Annotated in this window: 19 protein-coding genes and 3 tRNA genes; 15 read left to right on the top strand and 7 right to left on the bottom strand. The window is 50.5% G+C overall.

Translation table 11 applies throughout. The features are described 5' to 3' along the window. Positions 1–62: 62 nt before the first annotated feature. The 11 genes from hemA (at position 63) to VHA_RS08710 (ending at position 10,506) form a co-directional block, all read left to right on the top strand. Entirely contained in the window at positions 63–1,322 is a 1,260-nt protein-coding gene (hemA, locus tag VHA_RS08760; RefSeq protein WP_040528542.1) for a glutamyl-tRNA reductase, read from the top strand. A 14-nt stretch (positions 1,323–1,336) separates the two neighbouring features. Then, the gene (gene prfA / locus VHA_RS08755) at positions 1,337–2,425 is read left to right on the top strand and encodes a peptide chain release factor 1 (protein WP_005503637.1); all 1,089 of its coding nucleotides are present in this window, start codon (positions 1,337–1,339) and stop codon (positions 2,423–2,425) included. After that, complete coding sequence (prmC, locus tag VHA_RS08750; protein WP_005503636.1) at positions 2,425–3,270, top strand: peptide chain release factor N(5)-glutamine methyltransferase; 846 nt, start codon at positions 2,425–2,427, stop codon at positions 3,268–3,270. Before prfA ends, prmC begins: the two co-directional genes overlap by 1 nt. 55 nt (positions 3,271–3,325) lie before the next feature. After that, on the top strand, positions 3,326–3,709 hold the full coding sequence (locus tag VHA_RS08745; protein ID WP_005503635.1) for a SirB2 family protein: 384 nt from the start codon (positions 3,326–3,328) through the stop codon (positions 3,707–3,709). Between the two features lie 2 nt (positions 3,710–3,711). Then, the gene (locus tag VHA_RS08740; RefSeq protein ID WP_005503634.1) at positions 3,712–4,521 is read left to right on the top strand and encodes a SirB1 family protein; all 810 of its coding nucleotides are present in this window, start codon (positions 3,712–3,714) and stop codon (positions 4,519–4,521) included. A gap of 13 nt (positions 4,522–4,534) precedes the next feature. Beyond that, a complete protein-coding gene (gene kdsA / locus VHA_RS08735; protein WP_005503633.1) occupies positions 4,535–5,389 on the top strand; it encodes a 3-deoxy-8-phosphooctulonate synthase in 855 nt (284 codons plus the stop codon). A gap of 217 nt (positions 5,390–5,606) precedes the next feature. Further along, complete coding sequence (locus tag VHA_RS08730; protein ID WP_040528541.1) at positions 5,607–6,941, top strand: Na+/H+ antiporter NhaC family protein; 1,335 nt, start codon at positions 5,607–5,609, stop codon at positions 6,939–6,941. A gap of 235 nt (positions 6,942–7,176) precedes the next feature. Then, a complete protein-coding gene (gene ushA / locus VHA_RS08725) occupies positions 7,177–8,853 on the top strand; it encodes a bifunctional UDP-sugar hydrolase/5'-nucleotidase UshA (RefSeq protein WP_005503631.1) in 1,677 nt (558 codons plus the stop codon). A 139-nt stretch (positions 8,854–8,992) separates the two neighbouring features. Beyond that, complete coding sequence (ybaK, locus tag VHA_RS08720) at positions 8,993–9,472, top strand: Cys-tRNA(Pro) deacylase (RefSeq protein WP_040528539.1); 480 nt, start codon at positions 8,993–8,995, stop codon at positions 9,470–9,472. Between the two features lie 30 nt (positions 9,473–9,502). Further along, complete coding sequence (locus VHA_RS08715; protein ID WP_226926516.1) at positions 9,503–9,895, top strand: lysozyme inhibitor LprI family protein; 393 nt, start codon at positions 9,503–9,505, stop codon at positions 9,893–9,895. After that, positions 9,892–10,506, top strand: a complete 615-nt coding sequence (locus VHA_RS08710; RefSeq protein ID WP_005503626.1) for a LysE family translocator — start codon at positions 9,892–9,894, stop codon at positions 10,504–10,506. The genes VHA_RS08715 and VHA_RS08710 overlap by 4 nt, the downstream gene beginning before the upstream one ends. Before the next feature lie 68 nt (positions 10,507–10,574). Here the strand turns inward: VHA_RS08710 and smrA are convergent, their stop codons facing one another. Both smrA and VHA_RS18650 read right to left on the bottom strand, forming a co-directional pair. After that, entirely contained in the window at positions 10,575–11,159 is a 585-nt protein-coding gene (smrA, locus tag VHA_RS08705) for a DNA endonuclease SmrA (RefSeq protein WP_005503624.1), read from the bottom strand. Between the two features lie 248 nt (positions 11,160–11,407). Next, a complete protein-coding gene (locus tag VHA_RS18650; protein ID WP_005503623.1) occupies positions 11,408–11,548 on the bottom strand; it encodes a DUF3149 domain-containing protein in 141 nt (46 codons plus the stop codon). Positions 11,549–12,005: 457 nt separating this feature from the next. Between VHA_RS18650 and VHA_RS08695 the strand changes: the two genes are divergently transcribed. The 3 genes from VHA_RS08695 (at position 12,006) to VHA_RS08685 (ending at position 12,698) form a co-directional block, all read left to right on the top strand. Next, positions 12,006–12,082 (top strand) — tRNA-Pro (locus VHA_RS08695). Between the two features lie 182 nt (positions 12,083–12,264). Next, positions 12,265–12,341, top strand: a tRNA-Pro gene (locus tag VHA_RS08690). Positions 12,342–12,621: 280 nt separating this feature from the next. Beyond that, positions 12,622–12,698: transfer RNA gene (locus tag VHA_RS08685), tRNA-Pro, on the top strand. Positions 12,699–12,931: 233 nt separating this feature from the next. On the opposite strand, the gene VHA_RS08680 is transcribed toward VHA_RS08685, so the two are convergent. From VHA_RS08680 to VHA_RS08665, 4 genes are all read right to left on the bottom strand, one after another. Next, positions 12,932–13,795, bottom strand: a complete 864-nt coding sequence (locus VHA_RS08680) for a TraB/GumN family protein (RefSeq protein ID WP_005503621.1) — start codon at positions 13,793–13,795, stop codon at positions 12,932–12,934. Between the two features lie 50 nt (positions 13,796–13,845). Continuing rightward, complete coding sequence (locus tag VHA_RS08675; RefSeq protein WP_005503620.1) at positions 13,846–14,286, bottom strand: DUF411 domain-containing protein; 441 nt, start codon at positions 14,284–14,286, stop codon at positions 13,846–13,848. After that, positions 14,286–14,597, bottom strand: coding sequence for a hypothetical protein (locus VHA_RS08670; RefSeq protein ID WP_005503619.1), 312 nt, complete (start codon positions 14,595–14,597; stop codon positions 14,286–14,288). The genes VHA_RS08675 and VHA_RS08670 overlap by 1 nt, the downstream gene beginning before the upstream one ends. Before the next feature lie 69 nt (positions 14,598–14,666). Beyond that, entirely contained in the window at positions 14,667–17,429 is a 2,763-nt protein-coding gene (locus VHA_RS08665) for a cation transporter (protein ID WP_081456010.1), read from the bottom strand. 130 nt (positions 17,430–17,559) lie between these two features. Here VHA_RS08665 and cueR point away from each other — a divergent pair, with 130 nt between their 5' ends. Then, the gene (gene cueR, locus VHA_RS08660; protein WP_005503617.1) at positions 17,560–17,955 is read left to right on the top strand and encodes a Cu(I)-responsive transcriptional regulator; all 396 of its coding nucleotides are present in this window, start codon (positions 17,560–17,562) and stop codon (positions 17,953–17,955) included. A gap of 34 nt (positions 17,956–17,989) precedes the next feature. On the opposite strand, the gene VHA_RS08655 is transcribed toward cueR, so the two are convergent. Further along, positions 17,990–18,844, bottom strand: coding sequence for a co-chaperone YbbN (locus VHA_RS08655; RefSeq protein ID WP_040528734.1), 855 nt, complete (start codon positions 18,842–18,844; stop codon positions 17,990–17,992). Between the last annotated feature and the right edge of the window lie 521 nt (positions 18,845–19,365).

Genomic DNA, 19,365 nt, shown 5'->3' with positions numbered 1-19,365 from the left:
CGGGCCCATAAAGTAAAATCCTCGGCTTGGATTTCACCTGGTGCTGTCGGTAATCTTGCTTAATGAGCTTGTTAGTTCTTGGAATTAATCACAAGACCGCTACGGTCGACTTGCGCGAGAAAGTCGCTTTTTCTCCGCAGCAACTTCGCGATGCCTTGCTCGATCTTAAAGAAAAGCAGGTGGTGCAGAGCGGGGTGATTGTGTCTACCTGTAACCGCACTGAAATCTACTGTGAAATCGACCAGCCCGGCCCCGGTGTGTTGGTCGATTGGCTTTGTGAATTCCATAACCTCGACAGTGAAGCGCTTCTCCCGTGTCTTTATACCCATCATGATCAGGCCGCCGCCCAGCATTTAATGCGTGTAGCCTGCGGGTTGGATTCTCTGGTGTTGGGAGAGCCGCAAATTCTGGGGCAGGTCAAGCAGGCGTATGCAGAGTCTGTCGAGCAAGATGCCGTGAGGGGCTCGCTGGAACGCCTGTTCCAAAAAACGTTTACAGTAGCTAAACGCGTCCGAACGGAAACGGATATTGGTGGTAATGCCGTGTCTGTTGCCTTTGCTGCTTGCTCTCTGGCACGCCAGATTTTCGAATCTCTGGAAACGTCTACAGCCCTGTTGGTGGGGGCGGGCGAAACCATTGAATTGGTCGCCAAGCACCTTTTTGAGCACAAGTGCCAGAATATTATTGTCGCCAACCGAACCCGGGAACGGGCAAAACCGTTTGCCGAAGCATTTGGTGCAGAGATCATTTCGTTGGAAGAAATTCCAGAGTATATGCACAAAGCTGATATTGTGATCAGCTCGACCGCCGCTCCCCTGCCAATCATTGGTAAAGGCATGGTGGAAAAAGCGATTAAAGCACGCCGTCACCAACCGATGCTGCTGATTGATATTGCAGTGCCAAGAGATATCGAAGAAGAAGTAGGCGAGCTGAACGACGCTTACCTGTATACTGTCGATGACTTGCACTCGATTGTTGAACGCAACCGCGACCAACGCAAGGCGGCTGCCATTCAGGCCGAGGCGATTGTTGACGAAGAAAGTGTCGGCTTTATGACATGGATGCGTTCCCGCGGGGCAGTGGACAATATAAAACAATACCGCGCCCAGTCAGAAGCACTCAAAAATGAATTGCTCAGCAAGAGCTTACAAGCCCTCGCCAGTGGTGCAGACCCCAAAAAGGTGGTTATCGAGCTGAGTAATAAATTGACCAATAAACTGATCCATGCGCCAACTCAGGCCATGCAGGAAGCTGCCAGAAATGGCGACGAGCGTATACTGGAAACGCTCCGTCAGAGCTTAGGTCTGGATCCCCTGAAATAGTTTTTAAAATTGATATGAAACCATCTATTCTTGCCAAACTGGAAGCGCTCAGTGAGCGTTACGAAGAAGTGCAGCACTTGCTGGGCGATCCCAGTGTTATCTCTGATCAAGACCGGTTCCGCTCGCTTTCCAAAGAGTACAGCCAGCTGGAAGAAGTGATTAAGTGTTTCTCCGCCTACAAACAGGCGGAGAGCGATCTGGAAGCCGCCCAGGAAATGGCGAATGAAGACGATCCTGAAATGCGCGAAATGGCGCAGGAAGAAGTGAAGGCGGCGAAAGAAGACATCGAACGCCTGACGGATGAGCTTCAGGTGCTGCTGCTGCCCAAAGATCCGAACGATGAGCGTAATTGCTTCCTCGAAATCCGTGCGGGTGCGGGCGGCGATGAAGCGGCGATTTTTGCGGGTGATCTTTTCCGTATGTATAGCCGTTTTGCTGAATCCAAAGGATGGCGCGTGGAAGTGATCAACGCCAACCATGGTGAACACGGCGGCTACAAAGAGATGATTGCCAAAGTGAATGGCGATGGCGCCTATGGCGTGATGAAGTTTGAGTCAGGCGGTCACCGCGTTCAGCGTGTTCCTGCGACTGAATCCCAGGGCCGTGTTCACACTTCAGCGTGTACCGTGGCCATTTTGCCGGAAATTCCGGAAGCTGAAATCCCGGAAATTAACCCGGCTGATCTGAAAATCGACACCTTCCGTTCATCGGGCGCTGGCGGCCAGCACGTTAACACCACTGATTCTGCTATCCGTATTACCCACTTGCCAACGGGCACGGTAGTCGAGTGTCAGGACGAGCGTTCACAGCACAAGAACAAAGCCAAAGCGATGGCCGTTCTTGCCGCCCGCCTGATCAAAGCGGAAGAAGAAAAGCGTGCTGCTGAACAAGCGAGTACCCGCCGCAACCTGCTTGGTTCCGGTGACCGTTCAGACCGCATCCGCACCTACAACTATCCACAGGGCCGGGTGTCTGACCATCGTATTAACCTGACAGTGTATCGCTTGGATGAAGTAATGGAAGGCGATCTGGATTCACTGATCCAACCTATCATCCACGAATTCCAGGCAGACCAACTGGCGGCACTGGCTGAGCAACACTGATGCCTGTCACCATTGAAAATGCGCTGCGTGATGCAGCGCTTTTGTTAGCAGAGCACCAAAGCCTCTCTCCGCGTATTGATGCGTCTGTGCTGCTTTGCCATGTGCTCGATAAACCCAGCAGTTACCTCTACACCTGGTCGGACAAAGCGCTGACGGAAGACGAGGAGGCGGCCTTCAATACGTTGCTGGCGCGCCGAAAAACCGGTGAGCCTGTTGCCTATATCATTGGCTACCGTGATTTCTGGTCACTGCGCCTCAATGTCGAGCCGAGCACCTTAATCCCACGCCCTGACACTGAGCGTTTGGTTGAGCTTGCCCTTGAGCGCTTACCACAAGGTGACGGTGCGGTGCTGGATTTAGGCACTGGCACCGGCGCTATAGCCCTGGCCATCGCCAGTGAGCGAAAAGACATTGCGGTGACTGGCGTGGATCTTCGCGCCGAAGCAGTAGCGCTGGCGATGAAAAATGGGCTTGAAAATGGCATCAATAATGCCCAATTTATGCAAAGCAGTTGGTTTAGCAATGTGCCAGCCCAGCGTTTTTCCATGATAGTCAGCAACCCGCCGTATATCGACCCGGAAGACCCACACCTGTCACAAGGTGATGTGCGATTTGAACCGAAATCGGCATTGGTTTCTGGTGAGCACGGTTTGGCCGATATCCGGGTTATCTGTCAACAAAGCCCGGAATACCTGGTTGATGGTGGCTGGCTACTGATTGAGCATGGATACGATCAGGGGGAAGCGGTACGCACGCTTTTTTGTGGTGCAGGATTCATCGATGTTGAGACGCAGCACGATTATGCTGGTCTCGATCGTGTTACCTTAGGGCGTTTTGTTCGCTAATACCAAAGGTCAACAGACCCATAACAACAAATCTAAAAGAGAGACTTACGGAATTATGTACCTTGCATTGAAGCATACTCACCTGATGTTCATCGCCCTGAGCGTAACCCTTTTCATCATCCGCTTTGCATGGCGGATGATGGACAGCAAAATGCTGGAGAAGAAATGGGTGAACGTTGTTCCACACGTTATTGATACCATTTTATTGGGAACCGGCGTTGCTTTAATATTTATCACTGGTTTCTACCCGTTCACACCACAAGGGGTGTGGATGACTGAAAAACTGACCTGTGTTCTGGCATACATTGCCCTTGGTTTTGTCGCCTTGAAATACAGTCAGGGAACCATGTTCCGGTTGTTTGCTTTCTTTGGTGCTTTAGGTTGGGTCTATGCGGCCGCAAGTCTTGCTATGACCAAAACACCACATCTGTTGGGGTAAAAATGATCGCGTTTACGGACCAGGAATTAGATGAGCTGACGTTGGTAGAGGGTGCCTTGGCACTGAACGCTGCCATTGATCCTGCTACATCCATGCATTGGGTTCGGGCGGAGCTTGAACTGCTGGCGAAGGATGCTGAAAATTTACTGGCAGGGGAAGCCAATGACGAACTGAGGTTGGAAGGCCTGCTGAGACTCTTTTACAAAGAATGGGGCTTTAAAGGTGACTTCGAGCAATACTTTTCCTCTGAAAATGCGTTTGTGGAAAAGGTGCTTAAGCGCCGTAAAGGGATCCCGGTGAGTCTCGGTGCGTTGTTTCTGTTCTTTGCACATCGTCTGGATCTGCCAGTAGAACCTGTCGGGTTTCCGACGCAGTTGATACTCAAAGTCAGCTGGCACCACCGTAACGCGCAGTACATTAACCCGTTTGATGGCGAATTCCTGTCCGACCGGATCTTGCGGGGCTGGCTGGTGGGCAAAGAAGGGCCAACGGCAAAGCTGTATGCTGAGTATCTGGAAGTGACAGACAACCCAACATTGATTGGTCGTTGGCTGGCGGTGATCAAAAGCGCGCTGCTACGTGAAGAAAATTACGCCATGGCGCTGCGTTGCAGCGAGCTTGCGCTTTCCTTCCGCCCGGATGATCCGTATGAAATCCGCGACCGTGGCTATATTTTTCAACAATTGAATTGCGACTGGGTGGCGGCAGAAGACTACGAATATTTTATCGCTCACTGTCCGGACGATCCGGCGGCTGAGCTTTTGAAACTGCAGGTCAAAGTATTGACCGCACAGGCCCCTATTTTCCATTAATCAGGAACTCACCATGACAACACAAAAAACGGTTCAGATTGGCGATATTCAAGTTGCAAATGACAAGCCATTTGTTCTTTTTGCCGGGATGAATGTGTTGGAGTCTCGCGATCTGGCGATGCAGATCTGTGAACACTACGTGGAAGTGACCCAGAAACTGGGCATTCCATACGTGTTTAAGGCGTCTTTTGACAAAGCAAACCGTTCCTCTGTGCACTCTTACCGTGGCCCGGGCATGGAAGAGGGGATGAAGATTTTTCAGGAGTTGAAAGAGACTTTCGGCGTGAAAATCATCACCGACGTACATACCGAAGCACAGGCGCAACCGGTGTCTGAAGTGGTGGATGTGATCCAGCTTCCTGCGTTTCTGGCGCGCCAGACAGATTTGGTTGAAGCCATGGCGAAAACCGGTTCTGTGATCAACGTGAAAAAGCCACAATTCATGAGCCCTGGCCAGGTTGGTAATATCGTTGATAAGTTTGCTGAATGCGGTAACGATAAAGTGATCCTGTGTGAGCGTGGTTCGTGCATGGGTTACGATAACCTGGTTGTCGATATGCTTGGCTTTGATGTGATGAAAAAAGCCAGCAACGGCAGCCCAATCATTTTTGACGTAACTCACTCACTGCAGTGTCGCGATCCGATGGGCGCAGCATCCGGTGGCCGTCGTGAGCAGACCGTCGATTTGGCGCGTGCAGGTCTGGGAACCAAGATTGCGGGCCTGTTCATTGAAGCGCACCCGGAGCCGGATAAAGCGCGTTGCGATGGTCCATCAGCGCTGCCTTTGGATAAACTGGAGCCATTCCTGACGCAAATGAAAGCGCTGGACGATCTGGTGAAAAGTTTCGACGATCTGGATATCCGCTAAGCGTCATCGCAAGGACAAAGGAAAGCCGGCGACAACGCCGGTTTTTTTGTACCTCTAAGATAGGTGGTACGTCGCAAAACCGGTGTATAGGCGGTATATGAATAATAAACTGTAGCTATCGCGATAAATTTAATAGACGTTTAGACGTCTAGATGTTGACGACCTGTCACTTTCGCATTACCCTGCGTTTCACGTCACAAAAAATATGCAATACAACATGACAAAGAAGCAAACAACCATTACGCCATCGGCGATCGCACTCTTGCCCTTCGGGCTTTTCCTGTGCCTGTTTATTGGTACGGGGATTTACTTTTCGGCCCAGAATGTCGATTTTGCCTTTTATCAACTTCCTGCACCGATAGCGGTTTTACCTGCCATCATGCTGGCAATACTGATGAGCAAAGAAAAGCTCAACGGTGCTATTGGCCAGTTTATTGAGGGGGTTTCCCATCGCGATATTACCGCGATGTGTTTGATCTACCTGCTTGCGGGTGCATTTTCTGCCGTGGCGAAAGCGACGGGGGGGGTTGATGCCACGGTGAATCTGGGGTTGGCTATTCTCCCCTCCAGCTTTATTCTGCCAGGCCTGTTTTTAATTTCAGCATTCATTGCGACAGCGATGGGTACTTCTATGGGGACGATTGCTGCTGTGGCGCCGGTTGCGTTGGGTATTGCCGATACCACGGGCATTGATGCCGCTTTAATGGCGGGGGTCGTGCTGAGTGGTGCGATGTTTGGTGACAACCTTTCCATCATTTCAGACACTACCATCGCAGCGACACGATCCCAGGGCTGTCATATGAAGGACAAGTTCCGTGAAAACATCAAGATCGCGTTGCCAGCGGCGCTGGTGGCATTGGTGATTTTTTTCTTTGCCAATGAAGTCACTGACGCCCCTGTTGCCGGTGACATTGACTGGCTGGCGGTATTGCCCTACCTGACTATTCTGGTGCTGGCAGTTTATGGCATGAATGTGTTTGTGGTGCTCACCATTGGTATCGTATTTGCGGGGTTGGTGGGGATGGCACAAACGGCAGACTATGATGTGATGGCATTCAGCCAGGATATCTACAAAGGTTTTGGCAATATGCAGGAGATCTTCCTGTTGTCCTTGCTGATTGGTGGTCTGGCAGAGTTGATGCGTCAGCAAGGGGGCTTAGCCTTCGTTACTGACAAGCTGAGTAAGCTTATCCTTACCCGGGCAGACAAGGAGACAGAAAAAGGTTCTCCGCGTGCCAGCGAAGGCGGCATTGCGGCTCTGGTCAGTATGACTAATCTTTGTACGGCGAATAACACGGTGGCGATTATTGTTGCTGGTGGCGTGGCAAAAGAGCTGGCTACTCAGCATGATGTCGCCCCCAAGCGAAGTGCGAGCCTGCTGGATATTTTCTCTTGCGTGGTTCAGGGTCTGTTGCCGTATGGCGCCCAGGCATTGCTACTGGGATCCATTTTCGAACTGTCGCCACTTAACGTTGTCAGTCAATCCTACTACTGTTTCCTGCTCGCGATTTCAGCAGGGGTGGCGATTATCCGCAGCAAAGGGCAACAGTGATTGGGATAAATGTTGTAAGCACTTCAATTGCGGCTGATTTGTTCGCAGTTAGCGTGTTTTTCAGTGATCCGGATGGCACTTTCTTGAAAGTTCTATGTGATATCCAGTGTAACTATTTAGACTACTTCATGAATTATTAGTAGCTTAGGGGTTGTTAATCGCAACCTCTATATTAACCCCCGGACAAGGCGGAGGCACTGGCTTCCGCCTTGCCGCACAGATAATAGGTATCACCATGAAGGAACGCCTCTCTCTGAAAGCAGTCATCAGTGCTGCATTATTTGCCTCATTGGCAGGCTGTTCAACCACGAGTGAAAAAACAGACGTTGTACCGGGTTGGCAACCCGATACCACTTACAAAGTGACCATACTTCATACCAATGATAACCATGGTCGTTTCTGGCATAACCGTCACGGTGAATACGGTATGGCGGCACGTAAAACGCTGATCGACCGCCTGCGTGCCGAAGCAGAAGCGCAGGGTGCGGCTGTGCTTTTGCTATCTGGTGGTGATATCAACACCGGTGTGCCTGAGTCAGACCTGCTGGACGCAGAGCCTGATTTCAAAGGCATGACCATGATTGGTTATGATGCTATGGCGTTAGGTAACCACGAGTTTGATAACCCACTGGACGTGCTTGATCTGCAGATGGAGTGGGCAGATTTCCCTATGCTGTCTGCCAACATTTATGACAAAGCGACCGGTAAGCGAAAATATCAGGCATACCAGATGTTTGAGCGTAACGGCCTGCGCATTGCGGTCATTGGTTTGACAACGGAAGATACCGCGAAAATCGGTAACCCTGAGTTTATCGGTGAACTGGATTTTCGCGATCCGAAAGAAGAAGCGAAAAAGCTGATTGCTGAACTGGAAGAGACTGAAAAGCCAGACATCATTATCGCAGCGACGCACATGGGCCACTATGAAGATGGCAATCGTGGTGTGAATGCGCCGGGGGATGTTGCGTTGGCCCGTTACCTGAAAGAAGGTTCACTGGACATGATTGTGGGTGGTCACTCACAAGAGCCTGTTTGTATGGAAGGCCCGAACATGTATAACAAGTCGTTCAAACCGGGCGATGAGTGTAAGCCAGATCACCAGAACGGCACCTGGATTGTGCAGGCGCATGAGTGGGGTAAATATGTCGGTAAAGCGGATTTTGAATTCCGCAATGGCGAGCTGAACCTGGTTTCTTATGATCTGATCCCTGTGAACCTGAAGAAGAAAATCGAGGTTAACGGTGACTCAAAACGTGTGTTCATCCAAAACGAAATTCCTAAAGACAAAGCACTGTATGATTTCCTGAAACCGTATCAAGAGAAAGGACAGGAAAAACTGAACGTGAAAATTGCAGAGACCAACGGTCACCTGCAAGGTGAGCGTAATGTGGTGCGTTTCCAGCAAACCAACCTGGGTCGCTTGATTGCAGCAGCACACAAAGAACGTGCGAAAGCAGATTTTGCGGTGATGAACTCAGGCGGTGTCCGCGCCTCGATTGAACAAGGCGATGTGACTTACAAAGATGTGCTGACAGTACAACCGTTTGCAAACATGGTGACATACACTGATATGCGTGGCGCAGAAGTATTGGATTACCTGAATGCAGTGGCGACCAAGCCAGTGGATTCAGGTGCCTATGCGCAGTTTTATGGCATCTCGATGACAGTATCACCTGATGGCGTAAGCGATGTGGTGATTGGCGGTGAGCCTTTGGATCCCAATAAAACCTACCGCTTTACCGTACCTAGCTACAATGCAGCAGGCGGTGACGGTTATCCGAAACTGACCGATCACCCGGGTAACGTAAATACGGGGTTTGTGGATGCAGAAGTGTTGAAGGACTTCATGGAGAAAAACTCTCCTATTGATGTCAACAAATACGCGCCAAACGGCGAGATCACTTACAAGTAAGCACCGCATACACTGGCGTACAACCTCACGTCAGAGACACAAGGCACTGGTGACAGTGCCTTTTTTTATGTCATTATCGGCGGAAGAATCACCCTGATATCCTGATGGTTTCAGGTTGCACCAATACAGAGAGATGGATATGACACCGGCAATAATCCTGGCGGAAAAATCAGGCATCAGTTTTAACGTGCACAGCTATGAACATGATCCCAACAACACCCAGTTTGGATTGGAAGCAGCCAGCGTAATGGGGCAGGATCCTGCCCGTGTTTTTAAAACCCTGTTGTTTGCCATGAATGGCGATCCCAAGAAGCTGGCAGTAGCAATCGTACCGGTTTCAGGGCAATTGGATTTGAAAGCAGCGGCAAAGGCAGCTGGCGCAAAAAAGGCTGAAATGGCGAACCCCGTGATTGCAGAGAAAACCACAGGGTATGTGGTAGGGGGAATCAGCCCACTTGGACAGAGAAAACGCCTTCCGACACTGCTTGATAATAGTGCGCAAGCCTTTGAAACTATTTACGTCAGTGCAGGAAAACGTGGCCTTGAGATTGAACTTTCTCCATTAGATTTACTCTCACTGACACAAGGAAAATTTGCCGCTATCGGCAAGGAGGGGTAATCAATGTGCAAGAGTTGGTGGGGATGCATTTTGTTAGGATTACCTCTGACCGCCTTTGCAGGAAAAGAACATTCTGCATTGATGGCCTGCTACAAAGCATCTGAAACACACGTTGAAGTGACCGCCTGTCTCGATAATCGCTGGAACGTTTCCCAGGATGCACTCAATAAAACAGAAGCGGCACTCAGGGAGCATTTCATCAAGCTGGATGCTCTGTCTTCATTGCAACATGGTGTTCCCGTGGCGGCACAGACATTCTCTGCTTTTCGTAATTGGCGAGAGGCACAATGCAAAATGGTTGAAGCCAGTTATGCTTCAGGTTCTGGCAGCGGGCAGGGATACCTGAACTGTATGATTGAAATAACCAATGAGCAAATCGCGCGCCTTAACAGCCTGATGGGTGTGAAAGGAGAGGCTAAGTGAGTGTTTCCGTCTGGTTGGGGCTTGCGCTGGTATGCCTGCTGGGCGCCATCTCTCCGGGGCCGAGTTTGGTTGTGATGATGCGTCACAGTCTGGCTGGCGGTCGTGTGCACGGTATTGTTGCAGCCTGGGCACACGCGCTGGGAGTTGGTCTCTATGCGCTTCTAACATTGCTTGGCCTTGCTGTCATCCTTAAGGAGTCCCCAACACTGTTTAAGGTGATCACCTACGCCGGTGCTGGTTATCTTGCTTGGTTAGGGGTTAAATCATTGCGTTCGAAAGGTGGTGTCGCCGCCAAGCTGGAAAAAGGCGAAAAAGCAACACTGTGGGAAGCTGCATGCGATGGCGCGATGATTTCCATGCTAAATCCTAAATTGGCGCTGTTCTTCCTTGCATTGTTCAGCCAGTTTGTGGCGATGGGTACTGATATCTTCAGCCGTGCCGTGATTGTGATAACACCGTTTGCGATTGATGGTCTGTGGTACACCCTGCTGGCCCTGATGCTTTCCTCGTCACGTATGCTGGAAAAACTTAAACAAAAAGCAGTCGTTATCGACAGGCTATGTGGTGTGTTGCTGATAGGACTGGCTGTGCGGGTTATTGTCACGCTCTAGCCAAAAGGTGCATTTGGACAAAAACAGGAGCCGATGGCTCCTGTTTTCGATTCCTGTCTTCTTCTCACTCAACCTCGCCGGTTTAAATGGCGTTCACGAGTTTCAAGCTTCTTTTCCTGGCTCTTCTTGATCATCACGTATACCGCACCGGTACCACCCTGGTGGCGCTGCGCTGAATGAAAACACTGAACATCCGTGATCTGCTCCAGCCACTGACACACGTAGCTTTTCATCAGTGCCGGTGGATTAGAGCGTTCGCCTTTGCCGTGCACAATGATCACTGAGCGTATGTCCATACGCTGGCATTGCTTCAGGAAACGAAGCATTTCATCGCGTGCATCTTTCAGGGTGTATTTGTGTAAGTCCAGCCGGGCGTGGATGTCATATTTACCGAGGCGTAATTTGCGAAACACGCCATCCTGAACGCCTGGGCGCTTGAACGCGACAATATCGTCTGGTTTCACCATCTTGGCATAATCTAACGACAGGTATTCAGGATCACTCTCTGAAAGGGATTGTGCCGCCAACTGACGAGCTAGTTGTGCATCCGTAGGTTGGTGTGATTGCTGGGTTCTCTCGACCGTATCGTGTTTGATAGGCGCGACATCTGCCATCATCTCCCGAAATAAGTCGAACTCGTTGTTACCGTTCATAGTTGTTACGGGGTTGTTGGTGCGTTGTCTGAGTATAACGGTAAACTATTCCGAGATCTCGTTTGATGTGATTTCCAAGTCGGCATTAATACGCGAATGATACCCTCTTCAGCGTAGTGAACTGCATAGGGAACGAAAAAAAGCGCAGAGCGTGTAAAACGCTTTGCGCTGTGAATAAAAAGAAGCCGAAATGCGTTGCGGGCTTCCGGCGTAAGCAACCAAGTTTAACGTTAACTGGTTTTAGGAAACTATTGCGTTCCTGGTGTTTTCATCGCCTTGTAGACAAAGAAGCCAGCCATAAAACAGATCATGCCCAAGGCAACAAAAATGACGATCATTGAGGAGAGGCCAATGGCGTTACCGAAAAGTAGGTCTAACCAAAATTCCATTTTTGTGCTTCCTGTGTCTGTGAACGTTAAGACTAGGTTGCCAATGGGTGAATGCGTTAACGATGATCTGGATCAAGTGAACATCTTGTTAGTGGAACGTGATAATTCAAATGTGTTTGCAGTCGCAAAAAACGTTGGGCTGGTGATCCTTTAAGCGAACGGTTCGTAACACGCAAAAATCGCGATAAAATACTTGAGTCTTAAGCGCGGATGCGTAATATAAGCCACCTCTGAGACGTGCAGCGGATCAGCATTGTCGGTGAATAGCGCAGTTTGATGGCGCATCCCGGCTCTTGGGAATAGCGGACCAGAGGGTGACCCTCTGATAACGAAACCTCAAGATAAAAAATACATGCTCGGTGAATAGCGCAGTTTGGTAGCGCATCCCGGCTCTTGGGTATAGCGGACCAGAGGGTGACCCTCTGATAACGAAACCTCAAGACAAAAAATACATGTTCGGTGAATAGCGCAGTTTGGTAGCGCATCTGGTTTGGGACCAGAGGGTCGGGGGTTCGAATCCCTCTTCACCGACCACTTATTTAAATCATCTTGGAATATCTGAGATGAAATGACGGTGAGCCTCTGATAGCGAGCCTCAAGACAAAAAATACATGTTCGGTGAATAGCGCAGTGTGGTAGCGCATCCCGGCTCTTGGGTATAGCGGACCAGAGGGTGACCCTCTGATAACGAAACCTCAAGACAAAAAATACATGTTCGGTGAATAGCGCAGTTTGGTAGCGCATCTGGTTTGGGACCAGAGGGTCGGGGGTTCGAATCCCTCTTCACCGACCACTTATTTACGTCATCTTGGAATATCTGAGATGAAATGACGGTGAGCCTCTGACAGCGAGCCTCAAGACAAAAAACATGCTCGGTGAATAGCGCAGTTTGGTAGCGCATCCCGGCTCTTGGGAATAGCGGACCAGAGGGTGGCCCTCTGACAGCGAAACCTCAAGACAAAAAATACATGTTCGGTGAATAGCGCAGTTTGGTAGCGCATCCCGGCTCTTGGGAATAGCGGACCAGAGGGTGGCCCTCTGTCAGCGAAACCTCAAGACAAAAAATATATGTTCGGTGAATAGCGCAGTTTGGTAGCGCATCTGGTTTGGGACCAGAGGGTCGGGGGTTCGAATCCCTCTTCACCGACCATTATTCGAAGCCTCGCAGCCATGCGGGGCTTCTTTCGTTCTGCTGTTTGTAACAAACTTTCTATCCCCGCTCTTCACTGTCCCTAAATTGCGGTAAACTACGCCATTACTCTGGCTTTATCGCAGTAAGGATTCGTTATGAGAAAGTCCGTCATTATTTGGTTTATTTTGTTGTTTCTTGTCTCAATGATTGTCACCCAAGTGGTAGTGAGCAGTTAATGACTGCCTACCTAGTCAGAGAGTCGGGAGCTCACAACTGACTTCTTTACCCTGAGTCAACAGCGTGACTTCAAACCCGGCGCTTTCCAGCAAAGTCAGTAATCCTTGTTCGCCATAAAGGTGCAGCGCACCGACTACCATGGCATAGTTTCCCATAGAAAAGCGATTTGGATCAGCCAGTGCTTTGAGCCAGTTATGGTTTCGTTCATCGATCAGTTTACGTTCAAACTCCCCGGCTCCGTTTATAAGGTTCACCATTTCGGTCATCTTATCATCGTCGCCAACCTGCCAGGCCTCGATGAGGCAGGGCATAAACGTCTTGGAAAATGTCCAGTAGTCGATAGTGTCTGTCAGCAGTTCCAGGCCATCTTTGGGCGCCTTTGCCAGTAAGTCGACCTGTTGCTGCACCGTTTCAAGAGGGAGTACTGGAATGCCTAATTTCTGGGTATGTGAGAGGAAAAACAGGTCGACCCCCAACGCTTGTTGCAAGCCTATCTGATTGATTTGGTAAAGTTGGAGCGCCATCGCCGCTTGCCAGGGAGGAAGGTTTAGCAGCTTAGTGGCGGGTACATTGGTTCCTGCGGCGATTTTTTCGAGCTTACGGGTTTGGTCTTTGTCGAGGTAGCTGGAGGCTGGATAACCGTTGGGAACAGTAATGGACTTATCGTTAATAATGTCTACTTCCACAATCAGGCCATCACTGGTTTCAAAGCGATCAACCATGACGTTGGGTAAAGGGTAAAACGCGGGCTTACCAGCGTGAACCGAACCCATTATGGTGAACGTGAGATCGCCTTTTTGTGCTTGCCAGACCTGAGGGGAGGCAACAGAAAAAGCGCTGAAGAAAAGGGAAAAAAGCAGGGTGAGAATGCGATTCATGAAGCCTCCATACTGTCGAAGCAACAGTATGGAGGTTCAGTGGTGAATTGTCAGTCTTTGTTGTGGCTGTTAAACACCATGGTCATGCCGCTTTTGGTGAAACCAATCACGTCATAAGGGTCTTTCTGGTCGCCATATTCCATACCCGGTGAGCCGACAGGCATGCCAGGAACGGCCAGACCTGCCAGTTTTGGTTTTTGCTCAAGGAAGGCTTTTACATCGCTGGCTGGAATATGGCCTTCAAACAGGTATCCATCAATCACGGTGGTGTGGCAAGACGCCAGTTGCGGTTTGATGCCCAGTTTCATCTTGATGGGGTTCATATTGACATGGTCTTCCGACGTCATTTCAAAGCCGTTCTCTTCCATGTGTTTTACCCACTCTTTACAGCAGCCACAGTAAGGGGATTTGTAGGTCACACCTGACGCAGCGAAGACGCTGGTCGACAGTAGCGCAAAAGACAATGCAGCAAGTTTCGGGATGGATTTCATCATTCTCTCCTCGGTGTTTGTATCTTGTTGCAACAATGGGGCTCATGACGGGCACCATCGGCAATATTTTGATCCTTAAAGGCATAGAGCTTGCGTAGAGCCCTTTGCCAAAGCGAGTCAGTCAGCGGCATCTCCACGGCACTCAATATTGATGTCAGGCTATGTTGGCTGGCATCGTAAGTGAGTATCAGTTGGTTACCGCATTGTTTCAGTTTGAGAATTCCATGCTCATAAAGCGCCGTCTCCAACTCCTTGCTGAGCGGCGTTATCAGTGTGAGCTTTCGTTGCACAATAAACGCGTTGGCGTTCATTGTCCGCCCTTTGTGCCAGACAGCCAGAACCACCATACGATGGCAGCAATCAACCCAAACCCAATGATATTAACCAGCATGGTTTCCTCCTTTAGGTGGTTTGAACCAGCGCAGGCGGTTTGCGTTACTGACCACTGTGATGGACGATAACGCCATGGCAGCTCCCGCAACAACTGGGCTCAGCAGCGCGCCGGTGAGGGGGTATAACACACCAGCAGCGATGGGGATACCCAGGGAATTGTAAATAAATGCACCAAACAGGTTCTCTTTCATATTACGAAGCGTTGCTTTGGCAAGGGTTAACCCGTCTGTCGCGGCATCAATAGAATGGCGCATCAATGTCATCTGGGCGCTCTCAATCGCCACATCACTGCCTGAGCCAATGGCAATACCTACTTCAGCTTTGGCAAGAGCCGGCGCGTCATTGATACCGTCACCAATCATAGCGACCCGTTTACCTTCGCGTTGTAAACGATTGACCACATCGGCTTTGCCGTCGGGTAATACGCCGGCGATAACATTCTCAATGCCAGCTTGTTTGGCAATAGCCCTCGCGGTATCCGGGTGATCACCGGTCAGCATGACTACGTGATAGCCCAATGCTTTCAACCGCTTAATCGCGTTGGCTGAATCAGCGCGAAGTGGGTCACTGATCCCAATCAGGCCAAGCAATTCCTTCTCATTGGCCAGGTAGATGGCGGTTTCACCACGTTCAGCATGTTGTCTGGCAGCATCTTGTCCTGATGTCAGGGAAATTCCGCGCTCTTCCATCAGCCGGGCATTCCCGAGCAAATAGGTGCTGCCGTCAATCTGTGCGCTAAGGCCTTTACCGGGGATCCCTTCGAATTTTGAGAGCGGTGACAGTGTCAGTACTTTTTCTCTGGCGGCATCAAGCACAGCTCTGGCCAGCGGATGCTCTGAGCCCTGTTCCAGGCTTGCCGCAATCTGAAGCAGTTCAGTTTCTGGCATCGAAAGACTGACAATGGATGTCACCTGAGGTTTGCCTTCGGTCAGTGTTCCTGTTTTGTCCAGCACCACCGTATCGACACTTGCTGCGTGTTGCAGGGCTTCAGCATCGCGGATCAGTACGCCAAGCTCGGCAGCGCGGCCAACCCCGGTAGTGACAGACATAGGCGTTGCCAAGCCGAGTGCACAGGGGCAGGCGATGATAAGAACCGTCGTGGCGGTTACCAACATAAAACTGAGTTTCGGATCTGGCCCAAAGTTATACCAGCCAAGTGCAGTAAGGATGGCGATGATCATCACTGTAGGCACAAAAATCGCCGAGATAGAATCGGCCATTTTAGCCAGCGCCGGTTTGCTGCTTTGCGCCTGACGTACCAACTGGATAATCCGTGACAACATGGTGTCACTGCCGATACCGGTGGCTTTAAACAACAGGCTGCCGTTCTGGTTCACTGTACCGGCATGCAAGGTGTCACCCTGTTCTTTTCGCACCGCCAGGGGTTCACCAGTCAGCATGGATTCATCGACGAAACTTTCGCCATCTTCCACAACGCCGTCCACCGGGATTTTGGAGCCGGGTTTAACACGGAGCATCATGCCAGCCTGTACCTGTCCAAGCGGCACTTCACGCTCTTGATCTTTTTCAACAACCAATGCGGTTGGCGGTTGCAGATCGAGAAGTCTATCCAATGCTTTTGACGTTGATGCCCGGGCTTTGGCTTCGATGGCATGGCCGAGGGTCACCAAACCCAGAATCATCGCGGTGGCTTCAAAGTAAACATGCCGTGCCTGGGCCGGGAAAAGCTCGGGTGCTATGACCACCGCCACAGAATAGAGCCATGCTGAGCCGGTACCCAGTGCAACCAGGGTATCCATGGTTGCGCGGTGGTGCCGGGCTGCCTTGATGGCATTAACGAAGAAATGTTTCCCTGCTGTGCAAAGCAGGGCAAACGTCAGCAGCGCGACAATGCCCCAGCCAACCTGACTGGTGGTGCTGTCGATGGTCATGGAGCCGCCTAGCAAGCCCCAAAGCATCAGCGGTGCACCCAAACCGAGTGACAACCAGGTATGACGTTTGTGCTCAGCCAGTTGTTCAGCATGCATAGCAGCTTGCCGCTCACGGCGGGTTTCTTCGCTTTCACTGATTTCTGCACCGTAACCGGCATCGGTGACGGCGTTGATGATGCTTTCTGTCTCTGCATTGCCAACAACCAATGCAGTACGCTCAGCGAGGTTAACGTTGACGGACTCAACACCCGGCACCTGTTTCAGGGCACGCTCAACCGATGCCACGCAACTTGCACACGTCATGCCTGAAAGAATAAATTGCCGTGATTCCGTCCCCTTTTTAGAGGCGGAGGTAGAGGCGGAGGCTGGCGTTTCTGCGTCAAGCTCTTTGGCGTCTTGCGGTTGGGAGGGCTCATCAGTCCCGGTTTCTGCCTGTGAAGGAACCTGATAGCCGGCTTGTTTGACGATAGCAACCAGGGCGTCACGTTCCAGACGGCTGGTGATGGTCGCTTCCGTTTTACTGATGTTGACCTGATACACATCTGGCGAGGATTCAAATGCGGCGGTTAGCTTGGCCACGCATTTGCCACAGCTGAGCCCTGCCAGTGGCAGTGTGTCGATGTGGCCAACCAGGTAACCCAGTGACTGAACGGCCAATATCACGTCAGTGACAGGTGCATCCGCATTGATAGTCAGGCTGGTTTTATCCGCCTCCGCCAGTTTCACGCCTTCTACTGCTTCTACCGCCGTCATGACTTTGCGTGCACAACCCATACAGTTTAACCCTGAAAGGGGAAGGGTGATTCGCATAGTATGTGTCGAGCCTTCCTGGGGAATGTCCAACTCTGTCTCTGTCATCACGATACCTTTAAATCTGCTTGAAGTTCCCGGTGGGGAATGTTCATAATTCAGGAGAATAAACCTTCCATCAACTGTAAGGTCAAGCATGTTTTCAAGGCCAAGACGTTTTCAAGACAATGGGGTGTAAATGAAGATCAATGACATTGCGAAAGTAACAGGACTGACACCGAAGACAATCCGTTTCTATGAGCAGAAAGGGATCATCAGTGAGCCTGCGCGCCTTGAAAACGGTTACCGTGCCTACAGTCAGCAGCACATCAACGAGCTTCAGATGATCCGCCGTTCAAGGCTGGTGGGGTTTAGTCTTGAAGAGTGCCGGACACTGTTGGATATGTCGCGAAACCCAAACCGTCGCAGTGCTGATGTGAAACAAAAAGCGCTGGATAAAATCGCAGAAATAGATGAAAAGATACAGGAGCTTCAGGCGATGAAAACGTCGTTGAAATCCCTTGCCAGTGCGTGCCCTGGCGACGACAGCGCCTGTTGCCCTATCATTGAGGCGTTATCGTCAGGCGAAGACTAATAAAAAAGCGCCGGAGCGCTTTTTAGATAGGGTATTAGTAAAGCAGCGAATACAACTGGCGACGATAGCGGCTAGCCAGTTCGTTGCCTTGGCCCAGTGCCGCCAGGATATCCATCATGGTTTTTTTCGCGTCACCGTCTGCAAAGTTCAGGTCTTTGCGCAACAGGCCAATCAACAGCTCCAGAGCTTCTTCCTGCTTATTTACTTGGCTGAGCTTGATTGCCAGTTCGAAGGCAAGATCGTTGTTGTCAGGGGCAGCATCGAAGGCGGCTTGTAGCTCACGAATCTCTGGTGTGTCGGCAGCCTGTTTGTGTAGTTCCACTTTTGCTACCAGCGCTTTATATTGTGCATCCTGATCTTGCATCAATACCGTTGCCAGCAAGGTTTCAGCAGCATCGAACTGTTGTGCTTCCACATAACACTCTGCCAGTGCGAGCTTGTGTGCGCCTGTTTCTCCCAACGTGGCTTCAACTGATTTCAGCAATGGCAACGCTTCAGCATGATGGCCTTCTGCCATCAATGCCTGTGCCTGTTTGAAGGTCATTTCATCCTGACTTGGTAAGTGGCGGTCCAGCATTTCACGCACGGTATCTTCGGTTTGTGGGCCAGCAATGCCGTCAACCGGCTGGCCTTTGCTGAACAATGCGATAGTTGGCAAAGCGCGCACGCCAAACTGTGCCGCCAACATTTGTTGCTGCTCGCAATCCAGCAGTGCCAGGGTGAACGCGCCTGCATACTCATGTGCCAGCTTTTCCAGTGCAGGGATAATTTCTGTACTTTCCGGGCTCATTTGTGCCCAGAAATGAATGAGTACCGGTGTCTCTACTGAACCTTCCAGGATCTGTTGGAAGTTCTGCTCATTAAGTTGAACAATGTGATTTGGTTGCATAGCGTCGCCTGAGCTTGAAAAGTCATTTGGTGTAAAGGTGGGGGGGATGCTATGAAAATTCAAGGCATTGTTCGGTAAAGCAGTGACAATTATTGAATCTTGCTGGCTCAACTCACTGATCTGAACAGAAACCTGACGAAAAAGGCCACAGGAATACCCGTGGCCTTCATTCATTTGCGCTCGCTGATGTGAAACGCTGGGTTAGAACACAAGCAATATTGCCAGCGTTACACTCAAACAGAGCCAGTTCAGTTGACTTAAGGACATAGTCCGGCTCCTTTGGGATATTTATTCTTTTTTGTCTCCCCGTTCACGGCCTGATCCGACACGCATCACATCAAAGTGGAAGTTGGGGGCAGGTGTTTCACGGTACAGGAGAAATATTAGCGGGGCTTTGTGACAAAAAAATGAACAAAAAAATTACTTTGAGTGTCACATTTTGTAGATAATCGGGCAAAAACAGTCTGGTGCGAAAGAAAGTGACAATATAAACAAAGAGTTATTCACCTTGCCAACACATG

Origin of the sequence: Grimontia hollisae CIP 101886, from assembly GCF_000176515.1 — a bacterium.
Classification (GTDB): domain Bacteria; phylum Pseudomonadota; class Gammaproteobacteria; order Enterobacterales; family Vibrionaceae; genus Enterovibrio; species Enterovibrio hollisae.
Note: the sequence above shows the minus strand (reverse complement) of the source record. Positions and strands in the feature narration are given on the sequence as shown.

Excerpts from the sequence above, each read along its gene's own strand:
- kdsA (WP_005503633.1), top strand. The coding sequence starts at position 4,535 with ATGACAACACAAAAAACGGTTCAGATTGGCGATATTCAAGTTGCAAAT.
- ushA (WP_005503631.1), top strand. The coding sequence starts at position 7,177 with ATGAAGGAACGCCTCTCTCTGAAAGCAGTCATCAGTGCTGCATTATTT.
- prfA (WP_005503637.1), top strand. The coding sequence starts at position 1,337 with ATGAAACCATCTATTCTTGCCAAACTGGAAGCGCTCAGTGAGCGTTAC.
- ybaK (WP_040528539.1), top strand. The coding sequence starts at position 8,993 with ATGACACCGGCAATAATCCTGGCGGAAAAATCAGGCATCAGTTTTAAC.
- VHA_RS18650 (WP_005503623.1), bottom strand. The coding sequence starts at position 11,548 with ATGGAATTTTGGTTAGACCTACTTTTCGGTAACGCCATTGGCCTCTCC.
- smrA (WP_005503624.1), bottom strand. The coding sequence starts at position 11,159 with ATGAACGGTAACAACGAGTTCGACTTATTTCGGGAGATGATGGCAGAT.
- VHA_RS08670 (WP_005503619.1), bottom strand. The coding sequence starts at position 14,597 with ATGAACGCCAACGCGTTTATTGTGCAACGAAAGCTCACACTGATAACG.
- VHA_RS08745 (WP_005503635.1), top strand. The coding sequence starts at position 3,326 with ATGTACCTTGCATTGAAGCATACTCACCTGATGTTCATCGCCCTGAGC.
- VHA_RS08680 (WP_005503621.1), bottom strand. The coding sequence starts at position 13,795 with ATGAATCGCATTCTCACCCTGCTTTTTTCCCTTTTCTTCAGCGCTTTT.
- hemA (WP_040528542.1), top strand. The coding sequence starts at position 63 with ATGAGCTTGTTAGTTCTTGGAATTAATCACAAGACCGCTACGGTCGAC.
- cueR (WP_005503617.1), top strand. The coding sequence starts at position 17,560 with ATGAAGATCAATGACATTGCGAAAGTAACAGGACTGACACCGAAGACA.
- VHA_RS08655 (WP_040528734.1), bottom strand. The coding sequence starts at position 18,844 with ATGCAACCAAATCACATTGTTCAACTTAATGAGCAGAACTTCCAACAG.
- VHA_RS08665 (WP_081456010.1), bottom strand. The coding sequence starts at position 17,429 with ATGACAGAGACAGAGTTGGACATTCCCCAGGAAGGCTCGACACATACT.
- prmC (WP_005503636.1), top strand. The coding sequence starts at position 2,425 with ATGCCTGTCACCATTGAAAATGCGCTGCGTGATGCAGCGCTTTTGTTA.
- VHA_RS08730 (WP_040528541.1), top strand. The coding sequence starts at position 5,607 with ATGACAAAGAAGCAAACAACCATTACGCCATCGGCGATCGCACTCTTG.
- VHA_RS08675 (WP_005503620.1), bottom strand. The coding sequence starts at position 14,286 with ATGAAATCCATCCCGAAACTTGCTGCATTGTCTTTTGCGCTACTGTCG.
- VHA_RS08740 (WP_005503634.1), top strand. The coding sequence starts at position 3,712 with ATGATCGCGTTTACGGACCAGGAATTAGATGAGCTGACGTTGGTAGAG.